Raw genomic sequence first — 17,539 nt, 5'->3', positions numbered from 1 at the left:
TCACTTCCCCGCAGTCTTATCAGCACTCACACGGGAGCCTGCACCAGCGCCATCACCTGCACCATCACCAGCACCGCCACCGTAAAGAGCATCCGCAATGGCGCGAATCGCACGCGGCGACTGCGAGTCAAAGGACAGCAGCTGCGAATCGGGCACGTCCACAACGGACTCATTCTGGCCCGCCGGGGTCTGTGCGATACCCGGGATTTCCTTCAAGCCTTCAATCCCGCCGACGGACTCCAGGCCACCAGACATAACCAGGATGGTGTCGGGAGCCGCAGCAATCAGGGACTCCGGAGTAATAGGCGTGAACGCACCCTCAATACCCACGCCCTCACCGGCATCAACACCGCCGAGACGAGTGATCAGAGAACGCCCACCAGAATCCGGTCCCGCAATCATGGCCACACCGGTTCCGCGCACATACAGGATCATCATCTTGCGGCCATCGGCCTTGGCCTGCGCGTACTCGGTCGCAGCCGCCAGCTCCTTGTCCAGGTGCTCCTTCACCGGGCGAACTTGGTCAGCCAGGCCGACTGCGCCCGCAACTTCGTCGATAAGCGTGTTGATGGTCTCGGGAGTGCGCTCGTCCGACACATGGACGACGGTGATCCCCGCTTTTTCAAACGTGTCGAACACGCGGCTGGGGCCGATTGAGCCATCGGTAATGATGAGCTCCGGCTTCAGCTTCATCACCGACTCAGCATTGACCGCATGCCCGCCGATGGTGAGGTTCGGCAAATCCTTTACCGCCGGGAAATCGGAGGTGGCGTCGCGCCCCACCAGACGGTCTCCGAGACCAAGCGTGTAGACCGCACGACTGAGTGCTCCCGCCCGGTCAAGCGTGAGAATACGCTGGTAGTCCTTGTCCGCCGCCGGTTTCGGGTCTTTCAGCAGCACTTCGGGGTTTTCCGAAGGCAGGTTCGCATGCGCGGCACCGTGAGCGGAAATGTTGTCGGCGCGCGGAACCGTCGTCACGCCAGCGCTTGACGACGATGCCCCCTCCCTCGCGGCATCATCGGAACCACAGGCGACTAGTCCTGCGACTAGGACAACACTCAGCAGTGTTCCGGCAAGACTGCGAACGCGACAGGCAGGCACGGTGAACATATTCCCCCTCTGTGAGCTGACGCTGCACGGAGATAGACGACAAAAAGAATGACTAAATAACGACTAACACTAGTAACAAAGAGCTTAAAAAGGACTTTGCTCTACTCACCCAAAGAATCTTAGGCTATCTTTTAGTTCTAGGTTAGCCTACCCTTAAATAAAGATAGTAATTTCTACAGTTTTTCGGAAGGACGTTACCTCCTATGACTACTCGTACACTCCAGCGTCGCGCGGCTTTCCTGGCTATTCCGGCCGTCGCCGCACTTCCACTTCTCGCCGCCTGTGGCGCAGATGACGCGTCCGATGCCGCGCAGGATGCTGCCAACGCCTCGGAAACCACCAGCTCGGCTGCAGATCAAGAAACCGACACCGACGCCAGCGCCGGCGAAGTAACCATGGAGGCCGAGCCGGTCAACGACCTCTCCGAGGGCGATGTCATCTCCGTCGACCTGTCTGGTCTCGACCCCGACTACGGCTACTACGCCGCACTCTGCGCCGCCGAGAAGGCTCCAGGCAACCCCGTCCCGGACTGCACCGGTGACCGCAGTGCCGGCACCCAGTCGCAGCAGTGGATTACCAAGAAGTCCGGCGGCACCACCACCATCGCCGACGACAACACCGCACACTTCGAGCTCAGCGTCGTGCCCAGCGGCGAGGCCGTGGACTGCACCCAGCAGGACTGCGTGCTGAAGCTCTTCGGTGACCACAGCGAGGGCTTCGAGGACATCACCGAGATCCCGGTTACTTTCGCAAAGTAGCCAAACCACACACGCGCAGGCGTCGCAGTCCTAGGCTAAGAGCCATGGAAACCGACCAGCCTGCGACTGCTTTAGAAGCGGCACCGCGCCGCATCACACTCCTGCCCGGCGACGGCATCGGCCCTGAAATCACCGATGCCTGCCGAGGACTCATCGCCGATGTCTTCCCGCACTGGGAGCTGACAGAGGCACAAATTGGCTGGTCCCAGTGGTGCGCGCACGGCAATCCCGTCCCGCAGGAAACCTGGGAAACACTCGGACGCAGCGACGCCGCTCTGCTCGCGGCGATTACCTCGAAGCCTGCTCGCGAGGCCGAGGAAGAACTAGCACCGCATCTGCGCGGTACCGGCCTGATCTACCGCTCCCCTGTTCTCCAGCTGCGCCAGCGCCTCGATCTCTTCGCCAACATCCGCCCGGTCACCCTGCCCGGCGCGACTGCCGACTTCACCATCGTTCGCGAAAACACCGAGGGCCTCTACAGCCACGACTATCTCCTTCCGCCTCACGACGCCCCGGCCGACTCCCCGCACCACCACCTGTGGGCAGAGGTGGCAGAGGACTCGACGGTGGCCCGCGCCGTCGATAAGCGTGGCGACGTTGCGGTTTCTTTGCGCGTGACGACGTCCTTTGCGTGGCACCGCCTTGCGCGACAGGCGGCCAAGTTGACTCTCGCGCGGCAGGCGGCAAACCCCGATTCGGAGGCCACGCCGACGGTGACGGTGGCGGACAAACCGAATATCCTGCGGGACTCTGCGCGTGTGATTCGCGGGGCAGTTGAGCAGGTGGCTGAGGAGTATTCGCAGGTCACATTCGATTTTGCCAATGCGGATGCCGTCGCAATGCAGCTAGTGACCGACCCAGCGCGCTTTGATGTCATCATCGCGGAGAACCTCATCGGTGACATCCTCAGTGACATCGGCGCAGGCCTGATTGGCGGGCTGGGGCTGGCGGCATCGGCGAATGTGGGCGACAACTTCGCGGTTTTCGAGCCGGTGCACGGTTCGGCACCGGACATTGCCGGGCGCGGCATCGCCAACCCGGCTGCGTTTTTGCTCTCTGCGGCAATGTGCGCGGAGCACCTTGGGCATCCGACCTCGGAACTTGCGCCCGCAGCCAAGCTGCGCGAGGCCGTCTACGCCGCCAAGTGCACCGCGCCGACGCCAGACCTCGGCGGCACCGCGACTACCAGCGAGTTTGTGACTGCAGTGCGGGCGGAGCTGGGGTTGTAGGCATTGACTCGATTACGAAGCGCAATTAAAGTGGTTGCTATCAATCCCAGCCGTTGACCCTCCGCCGATAAGGAGAGCGCCGATGACTGGGATTACTCATAGGGGGAGGGCCAAGAAATATGAGTAGAAACAGATATAGTGCTGCGCGAGCTGTGCCTTTACGCGAGATCACTACAGCAGTGCTTGTTGATGGTGGCTTTTACCGCAAACGTGCGGCAACACTGTTTGGTCATAAGACCGCAGAGGATCGCGCTGATGAACTGGTCAAGTACTGCCATCGCCATATACGTGAATCGCGCGCTGGACTGTACCGAATCTTTTACTACGACTGCCCACCGTCACAGCGGGTTGTTTATCACCCATTGCTCCAGCAGCAAGTCAACCTTGGTAAAAGTGAACTTTTTACCTGGACCAATGACTTCTTCGCTGCATTGGCTAAAAAACGAAAGGTTGCGATTAGAAGAGGAGAGCCTCTTGAAACTCAAGGTGGGTACACCCTAAAAGAGGCTCCGCTCAAGAAGCTTTGCCGTGGCACTATCGATGTTTCACAGCTGACCGAAAATGATTTCACCCTTGATATTTCTCAGAAAGGAGTGGACATGCGAATCGGTCTCGACATCGCTTCTCTTGCTGAACAACGACATGTAAATCAAATCATCATGATTTCGGGCGACAGTGATTTCGTCCCTGCAGCCAAACATGCCCGCAGATCTGGGATAGATTTCATTCTCGACCCGATGTGGGCCCCGATTACCGATAGCCTTAGCGAACACATTGATGGCATCCGCGAGTGCGTAAGCAAACCACCCAAAAACGAAGACGATCCTTTACACGTTAACTACACCGGAAAACAGGACCCTGAGGACGACGAAGAAGAGCTCTAGCCCCTACTGGAACTGGCTGAGGTCAATGCCTTCCAGCGGGTCGGACTCGCGGATGTCCTCCTCCGGTGGCAGCGGCACCTCGCAGAGCACAACTGCCGCACCACACGGATCCTGCACGGTTGCCAGCGGGCCGAACTCGGTGGCCTGCGGGGCAACGAGCACGGAACCGCCCAGTTCCTCAGCCTTGGCGACAGCGGTGTCGATGTTCTCCACGCCAAGGTAGGCCAGCCAGCCAACGAAGCTCTTATCTGCCGCATCGGTCTGTGCAGCAACCGAGCTGGCTACCAAGCCAGCGAACGGCGCCCCGTCTTCCATCGCAACTGCGAAAGTGCCGTGCTCGTTCTTGTTGCGCACTGCGATTTCCCAGCCAAAGAAGTTGCGGTAGAAGTCCGCGACCTGCTCGAAGGTCTCCTCCGGGCCTGCGACCAGCTCGAACCACACTGGTGTGCCGGGCTCGCCCGCTGCGATGAAGGCCTGCTCACCCGGCTGTTCCAGTAGCCCGATGAGGCCACCGGCGGGGTCGGAAACGACAGCCATCGTGGATCCGTCGACAAGCGGGGTCGGTTCCTGGAAGACCTCGGCGCCGAGCTCACGCGCCTTCTCGACGGCACCAGCGGCGGAGTCGACATGGAAATTCACGCGCCACTGGTTGACGAAGGCATCCTCAGCGTCCTTATCGGCCTCAAGCAGCACCGACACCGGCATTCCGGACAGCATGGCAACGCGGCGACCAGCGGATGCCTCGCGGGCATCCTCATGGATTGGCGCGGTATTGCGATAAGCCCACCCGAGAACGCCGCGGTAGAAGCGCTCGGTCTTACGCGGTGCGGCGGAGAGCAGATCTACGCGCAGGGGCATGCCAAATTCGGCGGGAAATGCGGGCATGAGTTACAAGTTCCTCCACTTTTCAGGATCAAAGTCATCGTCGGCGGTGGCCTCATCAAAGTAGTCATCATCGACTTCATCGGCGGTGGCCACGCGTGCCGACATACCGGCAACAGAGACGACGTCCCCTGGACGCAGCACCTTGCCACGGCGAGTGTCGACCTCACCGTTCACGCTGACCTGGCCCTCGGCAATGAGTTCCTTGGCCAGACCGCCCGTTTCCACCAGGTTTGCCAACTTCAGGAATTGCCCGAGACGGATAGACTCGTCCCGGATTGCGACATCGATAGGCTCCATGTCCTTAAGTGTGTCATACCCGGTGAAAATGGTCGGAGTTTGGTTCGGGTCTGGTTCGGGTTTGGAGGCTTGGGAGACCTGGGCGCCACCCCATTTAAACTTCTGTTTCGATAAAAACCTCGAACCGCGACGCGGATGAGGCAGCACACCCTAACATCGTTCTCATGTCTAATTCACGGTCCCCGAAGTGGCTCCGGATTGCCAGCGAAGCGCCACCCCGCCCTCCGCTGCGCCATATTATCGCCGCCTCGGTAGCCGTGAGCCTGCCGCTGATGACCCTGGCACTCATCTCAACTTCTGTCTCTGACCTGCTATTTTTGCCCCCTATTGGCGCTGCCATGGCGCTTATTGTCGGTGCGCCCAACTTGCCTCTGGCTCAGCCACGAAATGTCGTGGTCGGACACCTCATCGGCTGCACGACTGGCATCGCAATTCTGCACATGTTGGGTTCGACCATCATTGCTGCAGCGGTTGCCGCCGGCGTCGCCTTCGCGCTCATGCTTCTTGCTCGCGCGGCGCACTCCCCTGCCACCGCTACCGCTATGGTCACTGTGCTGATGCCACACGGTCATGGGCTTGCCAACGATTTCCGCTTCATAGGCTTCATTTTCGCTTCGTCGATCATGATCGTGATGCTTGGCATCCTCGCAAATCGACTGCGCGGCCTCCGCTATCCCACATACTGGTGGTAGGTGGATTCGGGGTCACGCACTCCGGCTAAATACGGCTATCAGTGGGATAATGACACTCATGCCAAAGCAGTGGATTAACAACACGACGACCGAAAAGATTGTCATCGTCGGCGCTGGTGGTTTTGGGCGAAACGTGGTCAGCTTCATCAAGGACATCAACGACTACGCAGCAGCCAACGGCCTACCACCGCAGTGGGAAATCCTAGGCATTATTGATGATGGCACCCCAGATATGACCTTTTTCCACAAAATGGGCGTGCAACTCTTGGGCAAAACCAAAATCCTCGCGGACTTGCCCGAGGGGGTCTACTACACAGTCGCAATCGGCAACGGCGCTGCTCGACGTTCGATTGCACAGCACGCAGATTCCAAGGGGCTCGTGCCTGCGACTCTGGTCCACCCAGACACCAGCATTGGCGCGCTGGTCTCGCTCGGAGAGGGCACGGTCATCTGCCCCGGAGCGCGCCTGACCTGCAATATTGAGGTAGGCAAGCACGCCCAAATCAATATGAATGTCACGATTGGCCACGATGCGGTGCTGCGGGACTACTGCACAATCTTCCCGCTCAATGCCGTGTCGGGCTTTGTCACGCTTGGCGAAGCCTGCACCCTAGGCGCCAACTCCGTAATCAACCCCGGCCTCACCGTTGGCGAGGGAGCGTACATCGGATCCGGAGCCGCAGTTACTAGCGATGTCGATGACTACACCGTTGTCGCCGGTGTTCCTGCAAGTGTGATTAAGAACCTGCGCTAGCCGAGACGTCCTTCTCCGACGAACCGGTGAACTCGGTCATAGTCACTTGCCCCTCTTCCGAGATCCCTTCACGCTTGAGCACCACCAAGATCGTGTCGAGCAGAATCTTTGCATCGAGCAGTAGCGACCAATTATCCACGTACTGCACGTCGTACTCGAAACGTTCTTCCCAGGTGATGCCATTGCGGCCCGAGACCTGGGCAAGCCCAGTAATTCCCGGTGGCACCTCATGGCGGCGTGCTTGGCGCGGCGAATAGCGCTCTAGGTACTTCATGCGCAGCGGACGCGGGCCAACGAGGCTCATGTCGCCACGCAGAACGTTAAAGAGCTCCGGGAGCTCATCCAAGCTTGTGGACCGAAGGAATTTTCCCACCTCGGTGAGGCGGGACGCATCGTCGACAAGCCCCTTTGCCGGATTGACGTGGTGCATCGTCCGGAACTTGAGGATATTAAACGGCTCACCATCCTGGCCCGGGCGTTCCTGGCGGAATAGGACTGGCTTTCCCATCGAAAGTCGCACTGCCAGAGCCGTAGCGCCCATAACTGGCGACAGCACAATCAAGCCTGCTGCAGATGCCGCGATGTCGATGCCACGCTTAATTACCCGTTGCGCGCGGATGCTCGGTGAATCCATTGGTCATCTCCTACTTTTCGTTGAACATTTCGCGCAGAAGCTTTTCGGCACGCGCATCGACTTCCGCATTGGAACGGTTCCTGACCAGCCATCCGATCGCACCCACTGCACCGGCCGCGGCAAACGACGCTGCCGCAACGCGCAGTTTCTTGTTGTCGTTCTTGTTGTCAGACGCACTTTGCTTGACGACGGCCACCGCTGGCTCCGGCTCCGGCACAACCGGCTCCGCGGTATCGGTGACCATGACTGGTTCGGGCTCGGCTGCGGGTTCTGGTTGCGGCTCCAGCTCTGGTTCTGCCGATGCTGCGGCCTTGCGCCGTAGGCTCAGCATTGTAAATGCTGCTGCAAAGCCAAATAGCCATAGCGAACGGGAATCGTAGTAGTAGCCGGAAAAAACCTGTGCCACAAGAACCGCTAACGCCACAGCTGCGGTCAGACCAGCTTGAAGAAACTTGAATAGGTGGCGACAGGCGATTGCCAGCACAACCAGCACAATCACAAACAGGCCGATACCTATGACACCCGCTTCAGATCCGACTGTGTAGAAGATATTGTGCGGATGCTCCAGTGGACGTGAAGACCTCGGTGTCGACAGCACAACGAAGCTATGCAGGCCTCCACCAAAGATGCGGTGTTCACTCATGATTCGGAAAGCTTCATCATGGAGATAACCGCGTCCGGAATCATGTTCTTTTTCGAAGGTCAATTGGATAAAGCGCGTCTTAAAGTATTCTTCAATCTCGGTACCTGCGATGAACCGCGAGTATCCATACGCGACCGCTGCGGCGACTGCGACGTAAAAAACAGTCGCCCACTTCCAACCCCAGTGAAAAAACACAGCTATTGCGGTAAAGAGGACTACCACGGTGGTAGCAACCAGTACACCGCGGCTTCCCGACGCAACGAGACCGTAAGCAAATGGTGCAGCGAACAAGAGAACTGCCCACATGAACTTACGCCACAGCATGAAAAACACAGCTGCCGCGATGCCGTACAGCATGAAACGGGCAAAGACATTCGGTCCACCGCCGAACGCCGTCATGCGCCCGACATATTTCGGACCAGTAATGCCACCGTAGAGAAAAATAAGCGAGCAAATGGCTACTGCTAACCACAGCCATACCAGTGCCTGAGGATGCAAATAGAACAGTATTGCTGACATCGTGGCGATGAGCCCAAGCGTTATCAACGCAGTAACGACAGGAGCAACTTCGGCAGCTTCGGGGGCCCACAGTCCGGACAGCATCATCCAGAACAACCAGGCATAGAAAGCCACTAATGCCCACACGGCCATCGGCCACTGCTTTACATTGCCAGCGCCTTTCATCGCCTTCAGGCAACTCTGGCGCTGCGCTTCTGGGGTGCCGATGGCGGTAAGGATTGCAACGATCACCAAAATCGGCAATGCAAGAGAGAGATCAGGAAGCGCCGAAGAGACGTCCTTCATCGTCGTGTCGCCAACGTAGAGGACACCAGCAAACATTCCCGCGGCCACCACAATAAACAGCGACTGCAGTATTGGTTTTCGCTGTTTTACAGTTTCTCCTGCTACCTCTGTAGAAGTCATCCCAGCACTTCCTTCAAAACACCTATCACCCGCGCGACGTCGTCATCGTCCAGCGCCGGACCACTAGGAAGAGTAATGCCGCGGGAGAAAAGATTCTCAGCGGTGCCGTTGATGCTGGCTCGTGCGCCCTCGTATACCGGCTGCAGGTGCATCGGCTTCCACAGGTGACGAGCCTCAATGTTGGCCTCACCCAGCGCTGCAATCACGCTGTCCGGGGTCAGCACGCCCTTATCGACGGCCTCCTGTGGCAGCACAATTGAGGTCAGCCAGCAGTTCTCGGTGAAACGCTCGTCGGAGTCAGAGAGCAAGCGAGTACCTTTGCCAGGGGCATCGTCGTCAAGCGAGGCGAGCAAATCGATGTACGCATCGCGAATCTGGCGGCGGCGAGCAATCATGCCGTCCAGACGCGAGTGCTGCGCCCGCCCCAGTGCGGCAAGGAGATTGGAAAGTCGGTAGTTGTAGCCGATTTCGGTGTGTTCGTACCAAGCGACGGGCTGACGCGCCTGGGTGGACAGGTAGCGCGCGCGAGCGATGAGATCGGCATCATCGGACAGCAGCATGCCACCGCCGGAGGTGGTCATGATTTTGTTGCCGTTGAAAGACAGCGCGGCGGCACGGCCGAAACTGCCGGCCGGCTGACCATGGACGCTGGCACCGAGCGCCTCGGCGGCGTCCTCGATGAGCGCGATGCCGAGTTCTTCCAGGCGTGGCGCGAAGGCCGGGTAATCGGCGCAGCGGCCAAAGAGGTCCACAATCATCACGGCGGGAACGCTCTTGCCCTCGGTGAGCAGCTCATCGACGGTGCGGAGCAGCAGCTCAGGGTCGATGTTTCCGTCCTCTGCCGCATCGACAAACACCGGCGTAGCGCCAACGTAAGCGATGGCGTTGGTCGTGGCCGCGAAGGTCATGGTGGAAACCGGAATGTAGTCACCTTCACCGATCCCCAGCGCGAGCAGCGCCAAGTGCAGGCCAGCGGTGCCGGAAGACAGCGCGAGCGCGTGCTCAACACCGCAGCGCTTGGCAATCTCCGCTTCAAACGCGTCTACCTCGGGTCCCAACGGAGCCACCCAACCAGAGTGGAGTGCGCGAACGACAGCCTGTTCTTCTGCTTCGGTGACTGTCGCGAGCGAAAGAAAGATCCGCTCATTGGGCTTGTTAGCGTCGGCGTTAGTCATTACTTCTGCACCTTTCGGACGCGGTTGAGTACCTCGATGAGCTGGGAGTACAGGCTGTCACGGGCAAAACGCTTCTCACCCAGTTCGCGATTTCGCTGTCCCGCTGCGCGCATCTCATCGCGGTCGGAGATGATCTCAGCGAATCGCTTGGCTGCGGCCGGAATATCGCGCGAGAGACGCCAACCGGCATCGTGCTCGGTTGCGGCTTCCTCCAGCCAGCCACCGTGGTTGAACACCACCGGACGCGATGCGGCCATGGCATCGAAGACCTTGTTCAGGGAGTTGCCCTCCAGGCAGGGGTCATCACGCAGCGGCGATAGCGCGATATCGGCGGCAGACACGTACTTGGCGACATCTTCCTTCGGCTGACGGCCAAGGAACATCGCATCGGCATCGAGGCCAGCGTTCTCGGCGCGCTGGTACAACGCATCCGAGTCGCTTCCCTGCCCCAGCAGGACAAAGCGCACATTCTCCACGCCATCACGACGCAGCTGCGCCGCCATATCCACAAGCCACTCCAGTTGGTAGGACATACCAAAACCACCGGCATAGACAGCCACCACGTCATCGCCCCAGCCCTGATCCTTGCGGAAAGCTGCGCGCTGCTCGGCCGGGACATCAAAACGCTCAAAGTCCGACGCATTCGGAATGACGGTCACGCGCTTCTTCGGAGCGACCTCTTTGACGCCATCGGCCATCGACGGCGACAGCGCCACGACCTCGCTCGATGCCGCATAAAATGCCTTCTCCAGCTGCTTGGCCAAGAAAATTGCCACCGGATTATTGAGGTAGCCCAACTTGATCGGCACCTCTGGCCACAGGTCACGGATCTCCGCCACCAACGGCGCACGCTGGGTAAACTTCGCCACGATTCCCGGAACCGCCACAGTCAGCGGGGTCGAGGACGCGTAAATCACGTCGGCAGGCACACGGGCAGCGACCGCGGAGGCGCGCACCAGGAAGTTCAAGAAACTGACAATGCGCTCGCGCTTCGACATTTCATTGCGGTACGGAATCGCTAGACGACGCACGTGGATGCCATCAACCGTTTTATCCATGGCCTCATCGCGACCACAGATCATTGTCACCTCGTGGCCTGCAGCGGCCATTCGGCGGGCGAACTCGTACGGTCGGGAACCACCCGGCTCACCGGGGAGAACAAAGTGCTGGTGGATATAAGTGATTCGCATTGTTTAGGCTTCCTCGATTACGTCGACGGGGAGTTCTTCGGTGGTAGTTGATGGATTCTTCTGGCCTCCGGTTGGCCGCATTAGCGCCACTACCGCGACCACGGCTGCTGCAAAATAGACAACTGCGCTGGTCCACGCGAGACCGAGGGCATCTCCGAGAAGAATGCCAATCGGGTAACAAATGACAGCGATAACGGCGGAAATGAGCTCCACTCGGCCAATTCGACGGGGATTGTCGCTGCCGAGAATTTCACCGCACAGGTGTCGGTAGCAGCCGAGCACCACGGCCGCGATAGTCAGTGGCAGCACCAACTCCCGGGCAGGCTCAAACTCATGGCCGAATACCGGCACGATGAGGAAGTAGAGTGCCACCCCACCGAGCGCACCAAGTGCGCCGTACGCTGCAGTGACTATGCCAAGATGTCGGAGCACACGAGATGGGGTGAGTTCGCGACCCCTCTGGTCGCTGGTGCGCTGATCGGCGACAGACTGCGCGATCCAGTACAGCGGTTCCGTCGCCGTCGCCACGACTACGAAAAGACCTAACGACGCCGGTGAGGCCAGCGCCGGCAGCAAAACGCGACCCAAGCGTGTCGTCGTCAGCGGCCCCAGGCCCGATGCGATGAATGGGGCATTTGTTCGAGCCGTCTCTACCACTCCGCCAACACGGGAATCGGTGTGTTTGCGTGACTTCGCTAGCGACCAGATTGCCAGTGGCAGTGCCGGGAAGATATAGGCTGCAGCCCACCAGCGCCAGTCTTCGACTCCGGCGACATATAGCGCAGCGCTAATCAGCAGTACTGAGCCCTGGAAGCCGACGAATACTGCGACGAAGAAGGACACTCGATGGCGGCTGATGGCCATCGCACGAACCATGGAAAATGACACGGTAACCAAGGCGACGACGCCGGCCATTGCCGTCCACGGTCCGTAGACGACTCCTGCGATGGCGCAGGCAATCAGAGCGACCACGGTCATGGCGTAACCACTCGGAATGAGACCGTGGTCGTAATCATCGCGGCGCAGCAAAAGCCGATCGGCCCCAAAGCCGACGAATGGCGCCACAATATAGGCGAACTGCAAAACGGTAGCGACCTCGCCTCGACCAGCGGGCCCCAGCACTCGCGCGGAAAGAATACTGACCACAAAGGCGACGACTGCGGCGAGCGCTGAAGCTGCCGAAATCGTCGCAACTGTTCGAACTCTTTGCGCCAGCTGCCCGGAGTTAGAGGAGCTGGTAGTTGTCACGGTGGGGAGTCATCCTAACTTTTTTGCTTTCGCACTAACGGTTGCAAGTGATTGTGCACCGGTGGGATGCGCCTCAATACTGCTTTGCGCCCCACCGTGCTCTGCAAGCCAACGACGTGCAGCATCGTGATTATGTGTGCACGGGAGAATCCGCGAATTCAGCCGTTCCGGCTCAACACGTACCTCAGTGATTAGCGGATGACGATCACCGATCTTGGGAACCTCGCGGTCATCAACCAAGTCTTCGGAGATTTTCTCACCTTCGCGAAGGCCCGTGTAGACAATCTCTACGTCTGCGTCATGGAGCCTGATCAAGTTCTCCGCCAGCTCAGCAATCTTGACCGGCTTACCCATCTCCAGCACCAGAGTCTCACCGGACTCTGCAATAACGGTAGCCTGCAGCACCAGCTGCGATGCCTCCGGAATGGTCATGAAGTAGCGCTGAACGTCAGGATGCGTCACCGTCACCGGGCCGCCCTCTTCAATCTGACGCTGGAAAGTCGTAATGACTGAACCGCGCGAGCCAAACACGTTACCGAAGCGGACAGATGCCCAGACACCTTCGTGAGTTTTCCCCATGTGCGCAGTCAGACGTTCCGCAGCGCGCTTGGATTCACCCAGAATCGAGGCCGGGTTCGCAGCCTTGTCCGTGGAAATATTAATAACGGTTGAAACGTTGGCCCCAGCCGCTGCATCCAGGACGTTCTGAGTTCCGATGACATTGGTTTGAACTGCTTCTGCAGGGTAGCTCTCCAGCAGCGGCAGGTGCTTGAGAGCTGCAGCATGGTAGACAACATCGGGCTTGCGCTCGGTGAAGATTTGCGTCAGCATTTCCGCGTCACGGATATCAGCCAGGACGGTATCGGAGCCGTCGAGAAGCGCCGAACCCGTCAGCGACAGCTGCGTGGCATGCAAGCCGCCCTCATCGCGATCCAGCATAATCAGTTCTGCCGGCTCAAAGCGGTGAACCTGTCGGCAGATTTCGGAACCGATAGAACCTCCAGCGCCGGTGACCAGCACCTTCTTACCGCGGATTATGGAAGCGACCTTGGATTCATCCAGGTGCAGAGGCTGACGGCCAATGAGGTCGGCGATGTTAATTTCGCGCACCTGCGAGGTAGCGACAGCACCACGGTGGCGCGAATACTCCTCCACCGGCGGCAGAATGAGCAGGCGCAGGGACGATTCCTCACAAATGTGGTTGAGGACGTTGATGCACTCAGTGGACAGTGGCTCATCAGTAGCAATGATGACCGACTGCGCCGAAGTGCGCGATGCGAGCTCACCCAGCTGATCAATTCCACGAATCACGCGGAGACCATGGATACGAGAAATATGGTTCTCGCGGCTTTCTTTGGGATCGACGATTCCAACCAAGTGGAAGCGGTTCTCACGGGAGATACCGGAATCCGTAAGGCTGTTAATAAAGAACTTGGCTCGACGGCCTGCACCGAGAACGATCAAGCGGTCATCCGTCTGACGGGAGCCAAAGTTGTTGGTAATCCAGCGAGCGAGAGTTCGGGTATAGATACTTGCCAAAGTTGCGACACAGCCACCGGCGAACGGAACGTACCACGCAATTTCCGGGAAGGTCTTCAGGATTTGAGCCAAGCCAGTGGCTGCGGTAGCACCGCCCATGCTGATGCTCAGCAGAACAATATCTTCAGTTCGACTGCCGGGCCATACGCGTTGCGGGTTGGTGTACTCCCCGAGCAGCAGGCCGAGCAGGACGATGACGGCCACGGCGACAGCGACAACCAAAAAATTAGTGCCTGATATTTCAGAGAAAGATACCAATTCACCGCGGACGATTCCGTTAGCGGCGGACAGCGCAATCAGCCAGGCGAGTACGTCAAATACGCACCAGGCGAGCTGCTTCCAGTCTCGGATAAACATTCTTATGCCTTTTACTGCTGGTTAAATTTTCTTACGCACAATGCGTTCCACAGGCTTGGCATACTATGCGATATGAACTACATTTACAGCCCCCTACTACAAAGGGCTACCCCATCGTTCGGGTAGCCAAAAAGCCACCTTTACCACTCATCATTCTCCCTGGTAAAACAACGTTTCACCAACTGTTTACTGAAGCTTCAATCTGTTTACATTCATCTAACTAGCTGTACAAACTAGCTTCTAACGTAACCACTTCCTGACGATTGCAATTAATGCACGATCACCTCTTTATTGAGATGTTTATTCAAGGAAGTATTTGCGTGAATACTCAAACAATCGTTTTTGACAAAAGGGTTACACTTCCCCGTGAGCACATCATCAACGCGTCGGGCACGCGCTTTCATCACCCGGAAGCCCTTCCTTACTACCCTGATGCTGATTCAAAACCGGATGGGTCAGACACAGAAGACCACACAGTTCTGGCAGGCCCACAAAAACGGCGAAGACCCGACCAAATAAAAGCACTCTTACATGCGCCCATATTAAATGCGCACCCAGTATGCGTATTATTGATATATGTCGTCGCACGCCACACCAGAACCCCAATCCCCCACAACCAAACCGCCTACTAAGCCTGGCAAGAAGCGCCGCATGTCTTGGCATCGCAAGGCCGGTATGCCAGTGCGCTGGTGGTTCGCCTCCATCATTGTGGCAGCACTCATTCACCCTTTCGTCGCCGATGGCCGTTGGCTGTTGGTGCATCTCTTTACCCTCGGCGCCGTCACCAACTCCATCCTCATCTGGGGCCGCCACTTCACCGAAAAGCTACTGAAAATCGACGTGCCCGTTGGCAATCGGAAGATTCAGTTGGCAAATATTTACCTGCTCAACGTAGGTATTGTCGCAACGGTCGTCGGCAAGCTCGGTGACTGGTGGCCAGTGACCACCACCGGCGCGACGGTCGTCGGCGTCGCCGTCGCATGGCATGCGATTTCCCTCGGACGCGACCTGGTAGCGAAGCGCGATCGGCCATTCGCCATCTCCGTTGCGCACTACGTCGCGTCGGCATGCCTACTGCCCATCGGCGCTGCACTCGGCGCCATCCTCGCATCTCCGAAGGGCAAAGCGCTTCACGACGACCTCCTATTGGCACACGAAGCCGTCAACCTCATTGGCTTCCTCGGGCTCGCGGCCTGCGGCACGCTCATCACCATGTTCCCAGCGCTGTGGCGAACCCAGATGTCGCCGCATTCCCGCCCGAAGCTGGCACTAGCAGTACAGCTCATAGGTATCGCAGTTACCGCGATCGGTGCACTGACCAGCTTCAACTGGATCGCCTCGGTCGGCCTTGGCATTATCACTATCGGCTGGGTCATAGCCGCCATCCCGTGGGCACACAACGTCATGACTGTCGCTAAAGACCCGCGCGACCGTCTCAGCTACCCGGCGCTGTCTGTCGCGGCCGCCATCGTATGGCTAATCGGCACACTCGCAGTCGCCACAGTCAAGGCGCTTGACGACGGCTTCGTAATCTCAACCCTCACGCTGCCGCTGGTAATCGGTTTCGGCGCTCAGTTGCTTATCGGCATGATGAGCCAACTCCTGCCCGCAACCATCGGCGGAGGTGCTGGTCCAGTCTCAGCAGGTATGAAGGAACTTGACCGTGCGGGCGCATTCCGCTGGTCGACCATCAATATTGGTCTGGCACTGTGGCTGCTACCACTGCCGTCGTGGACCAAGGTGGCGGTCTCCGCGCTGGTCTCCCTTGCCTTGGTGTCTTATCTGCCACTTGTCGGCCGTGCCGCGAAGGCTCAGATTGGTGCGTTAAGAGAGAGTCAGAAGGCACGGGCCAACAAGGAAGCAACGCGGAACCCGGTCGAACTGCACGCAACTGCACGTCGACTCGGTGCTCAAACTACCGCTGCTCTGGCTGTATTGGGCCTGGTAGTAACCGTCGGCGTTGCGCTGAGCGGTGGCGGTGGCGGTACGGGAAGCATTGAAACCACCAGCGATGTTGCGCCCACCGGAGAAACCGTCGAGGTGACGGTTACTGCCAACGATATGACCTATACCCCGAACGTTATAGAGGCGAACCCCGGCGACCGACTGGTCATCACCATGGTCAACGCTGATTCCCAGGTCCACGATCTGCGCTTGGCCACCGGCGAGGACACCGGACGTGTCGCCCCTGGCAACTCCGCCACCATTGAAGTGCCGGTTGTTCCCGGTGACATTGACGGCTGGTGCACCATTGCTGGCCACCGCCAGATGGGCATGACGCTCACGGTCAATGCAGGTGGCTCGAATCATTCACACCGCACCGGGAACAGCGGCCACTCCGACCACGCAACGCCAGGCGCACTCGGGAATGTCGGCGAACAGCCCGGTCCGGACTCCCCCACCATCAATCCAATGTTGACGCCCGCCGAGGACGCCACGGTTCACCACGTCACGCTGCGAGCCAGCGAGTTCACCGGCTACGCTGCCCCTGGCGTCGAGCAGCAGCATTGGGTATTCAACGGCAAACCGCTGGGGCCAACTTTGCGCGGCAAGGTGGGCGACGAGTTCGTCGTCACGCTCATTAATGACGGCACCATGAGTCACTCCATCGACTTTCACGCCGGCATTGTTTCGCCGGACGAGCCAATGCGCGACATCGCCCCTGGTGAGAAGCTTGAGTACCGCTTCCGTGCTGACCGCGCGGGCATCTGGATGTACCACTGCGCAACCATGCCCATGTCCATGCACATCGCTGCCGGTATGCACGGTGCCGTCATCATCGACCCACCGAATCTCACTGATGTTGACCACGAGGTTCTTCTGGTGCAGTCGGAAAGCTACTGGGGCGAGGACGGCCCCGACGCCGACAAGACCATGGCCGAGGACCCCGATATCTACAAGTTCAACGGCTACCCCGACCAGTATCTCACCCACCCAATTCGCATTCGCGCAGGTGAGACGGTACGTTTCTGGGTACTTGCCGCCGGCCCCAACAAGGGCACGAGCTTCCATATCGTCGGCACGCAGTTCCATCGCGTGTACAAGGAGGGCGCGCTTTTGCTTGACGACGGCGTGGGCGGTGCCCAAGCCCTTGACCTCGGTGCCGCGCAGGGCGGTTATGTTGAGGCCGAATTCCCGGAGCCAGGCACGTACCGCTTTGTTGACCACCAGATGGTGCATGCCGAAATGGGGGCACGCGGCAACATAGTGGTGAACTAAA

General features: G+C 58.9%; 16 protein-coding genes. 7 read left to right on the top strand and 9 right to left on the bottom strand.

Annotated features, from left to right (window positions below; all coding sequences use genetic code 11):
- The gene (locus QP978_RS06670) at positions 1–1,110 is read right to left on the bottom strand and encodes a heme/hemin ABC transporter substrate-binding protein (RefSeq protein ID WP_284856993.1); all 1,110 of its coding nucleotides are present in this window, start codon (positions 1,108–1,110) and stop codon (positions 1–3) included.
- A gap of 203 nt (positions 1,111–1,313) precedes the next feature.
- Between QP978_RS06670 and QP978_RS06665 the strand changes: the two genes are divergently transcribed.
- The 3 genes from QP978_RS06665 to QP978_RS06655 all read left to right on the top strand — a co-directional run bounded on the left by QP978_RS06665 (position 1,314) and on the right by QP978_RS06655 (position 3,981).
- Positions 1,314–1,868: a neocarzinostatin apoprotein domain-containing protein gene (locus tag QP978_RS06665; RefSeq protein WP_197915117.1), complete on the top strand. Its 555-nt coding sequence runs from the start codon at positions 1,314–1,316 to the stop codon at positions 1,866–1,868.
- Positions 1,869–1,912: 44 nt separating this feature from the next.
- On the top strand, positions 1,913–3,097 hold the full coding sequence (locus tag QP978_RS06660; RefSeq protein ID WP_101687983.1) for an isocitrate/isopropylmalate family dehydrogenase: 1,185 nt from the start codon (positions 1,913–1,915) through the stop codon (positions 3,095–3,097).
- Between the two features lie 119 nt (positions 3,098–3,216).
- Positions 3,217–3,981 carry an NYN domain-containing protein gene (locus QP978_RS06655; RefSeq protein ID WP_070652688.1) on the top strand — a complete coding sequence of 255 codons (765 nt, stop codon included), beginning with the start codon at positions 3,217–3,219 and terminating at the stop codon, positions 3,979–3,981.
- A gap of 3 nt (positions 3,982–3,984) precedes the next feature.
- Here the strand turns inward: QP978_RS06655 and QP978_RS06650 are convergent, their stop codons facing one another.
- Together QP978_RS06650 and QP978_RS06645 are read right to left on the bottom strand one after the other, a co-directional pair.
- The gene (locus QP978_RS06650; protein WP_147719268.1) at positions 3,985–4,866 is read right to left on the bottom strand and encodes a VOC family protein; all 882 of its coding nucleotides are present in this window, start codon (positions 4,864–4,866) and stop codon (positions 3,985–3,987) included.
- 3 nt (positions 4,867–4,869) lie between these two features.
- Positions 4,870–5,163 (bottom strand): RNA-binding S4 domain-containing protein, encoded by a 294-nt coding sequence (locus tag QP978_RS06645; protein ID WP_005510922.1) that lies wholly within the window; start codon positions 5,161–5,163, stop codon positions 4,870–4,872.
- A 164-nt stretch (positions 5,164–5,327) separates the two neighbouring features.
- On the opposite strand from QP978_RS06645, the gene QP978_RS06640 reads away from it, so the two are divergent.
- Both QP978_RS06640 and QP978_RS06635 read left to right on the top strand, forming a co-directional pair.
- Complete coding sequence (locus QP978_RS06640) at positions 5,328–5,855, top strand: HPP family protein (RefSeq protein ID WP_284856992.1); 528 nt, start codon at positions 5,328–5,330, stop codon at positions 5,853–5,855.
- Positions 5,856–5,913: 58 nt separating this feature from the next.
- Positions 5,914–6,609, top strand: a complete 696-nt coding sequence (locus QP978_RS06635; protein ID WP_187400638.1) for a NeuD/PglB/VioB family sugar acetyltransferase — start codon at positions 5,914–5,916, stop codon at positions 6,607–6,609.
- On the opposite strand, the gene QP978_RS06630 is transcribed toward QP978_RS06635, so the two are convergent.
- The 6 genes from QP978_RS06630 to QP978_RS06605 are packed head-to-tail and all read right to left on the bottom strand — an operon-like array spanning position 6,593 to position 14,319.
- Entirely contained in the window at positions 6,593–7,243 is a 651-nt protein-coding gene (locus QP978_RS06630; protein ID WP_187400639.1) for a sugar transferase, read from the bottom strand. The two genes, QP978_RS06635 and QP978_RS06630, sit on opposite strands and share 17 nt — an antisense overlap.
- Before the next feature lie 10 nt (positions 7,244–7,253).
- Complete coding sequence (locus QP978_RS06625) at positions 7,254–8,810, bottom strand: O-antigen ligase family protein (protein ID WP_284856991.1); 1,557 nt, start codon at positions 8,808–8,810, stop codon at positions 7,254–7,256.
- Positions 8,807–9,985: a DegT/DnrJ/EryC1/StrS family aminotransferase gene (locus tag QP978_RS06620; RefSeq protein ID WP_284856990.1), complete on the bottom strand. Its 1,179-nt coding sequence runs from the start codon at positions 9,983–9,985 to the stop codon at positions 8,807–8,809. Before QP978_RS06620 ends, QP978_RS06625 begins: the two co-directional genes overlap by 4 nt.
- Positions 9,985–11,175: a glycosyltransferase family 4 protein gene (locus QP978_RS06615; RefSeq protein WP_187400642.1), complete on the bottom strand. Its 1,191-nt coding sequence runs from the start codon at positions 11,173–11,175 to the stop codon at positions 9,985–9,987. Before QP978_RS06615 ends, QP978_RS06620 begins: the two co-directional genes overlap by 1 nt.
- Positions 11,176–11,178: 3 nt before the next feature.
- Positions 11,179–12,423, bottom strand: coding sequence for a lipopolysaccharide biosynthesis protein (locus QP978_RS06610; protein WP_147719273.1), 1,245 nt, complete (start codon positions 12,421–12,423; stop codon positions 11,179–11,181).
- 9 nt (positions 12,424–12,432) lie between these two features.
- The gene (locus QP978_RS06605) at positions 12,433–14,319 is read right to left on the bottom strand and encodes a polysaccharide biosynthesis protein (RefSeq protein ID WP_070547016.1); all 1,887 of its coding nucleotides are present in this window, start codon (positions 14,317–14,319) and stop codon (positions 12,433–12,435) included.
- A 366-nt stretch (positions 14,320–14,685) separates the two neighbouring features.
- Here QP978_RS06605 and QP978_RS06600 point away from each other — a divergent pair, with 366 nt between their 5' ends.
- A complete protein-coding gene (locus tag QP978_RS06600) occupies positions 14,686–14,838 on the top strand; it encodes a hypothetical protein (RefSeq protein WP_155877870.1) in 153 nt (50 codons plus the stop codon).
- Between the two features lie 132 nt (positions 14,839–14,970).
- A complete protein-coding gene (locus QP978_RS06595; RefSeq protein ID WP_284856989.1) occupies positions 14,971–17,538 on the top strand; it encodes a multicopper oxidase domain-containing protein in 2,568 nt (855 codons plus the stop codon).
- The last annotated feature ends 1 nt before the right edge of the window (position 17,539 follow it).

It is taken from the genome of Corynebacterium sp. MSK035 (assembly GCF_030232615.1).
Lineage (GTDB): Bacteria > Actinomycetota > Actinomycetes > Mycobacteriales > Mycobacteriaceae > Corynebacterium > Corynebacterium jeikeium_D.
Note: the sequence above shows the minus strand (reverse complement) of the source record. Positions and strands in the feature narration are given on the sequence as shown.

Coding starts and splice junctions, on each gene's coding strand:
- QP978_RS06670 (WP_284856993.1), bottom strand. CDS start 1,110: ATGTTCACCGTGCCTGCCTGTCGCGTTCGCAGTCTTGCCGGAACACTG.
- QP978_RS06665 (WP_197915117.1), top strand. CDS start 1,314: ATGACTACTCGTACACTCCAGCGTCGCGCGGCTTTCCTGGCTATTCCG.
- QP978_RS06660 (WP_101687983.1), top strand. CDS start 1,913: ATGGAAACCGACCAGCCTGCGACTGCTTTAGAAGCGGCACCGCGCCGC.
- QP978_RS06655 (WP_070652688.1), top strand. CDS start 3,217: ATGAGTAGAAACAGATATAGTGCTGCGCGAGCTGTGCCTTTACGCGAG.
- QP978_RS06650 (WP_147719268.1), bottom strand. CDS start 4,866: ATGCCCGCATTTCCCGCCGAATTTGGCATGCCCCTGCGCGTAGATCTG.
- QP978_RS06645 (WP_005510922.1), bottom strand. CDS start 5,163: ATGGAGCCTATCGATGTCGCAATCCGGGACGAGTCTATCCGTCTCGGG.
- QP978_RS06640 (WP_284856992.1), top strand. CDS start 5,328: ATGTCTAATTCACGGTCCCCGAAGTGGCTCCGGATTGCCAGCGAAGCG.
- QP978_RS06635 (WP_187400638.1), top strand. CDS start 5,914: ATGCCAAAGCAGTGGATTAACAACACGACGACCGAAAAGATTGTCATC.
- QP978_RS06630 (WP_187400639.1), bottom strand. CDS start 7,243: ATGGATTCACCGAGCATCCGCGCGCAACGGGTAATTAAGCGTGGCATC.
- QP978_RS06625 (WP_284856991.1), bottom strand. CDS start 8,810: ATGACTTCTACAGAGGTAGCAGGAGAAACTGTAAAACAGCGAAAACCA.
- QP978_RS06620 (WP_284856990.1), bottom strand. CDS start 9,985: ATGACTAACGCCGACGCTAACAAGCCCAATGAGCGGATCTTTCTTTCG.
- QP978_RS06615 (WP_187400642.1), bottom strand. CDS start 11,175: ATGCGAATCACTTATATCCACCAGCACTTTGTTCTCCCCGGTGAGCCG.
- QP978_RS06605 (WP_070547016.1), bottom strand. CDS start 14,319: ATGTTTATCCGAGACTGGAAGCAGCTCGCCTGGTGCGTATTTGACGTA.
- QP978_RS06595 (WP_284856989.1), top strand. CDS start 14,971: ATGTCTTGGCATCGCAAGGCCGGTATGCCAGTGCGCTGGTGGTTCGCC.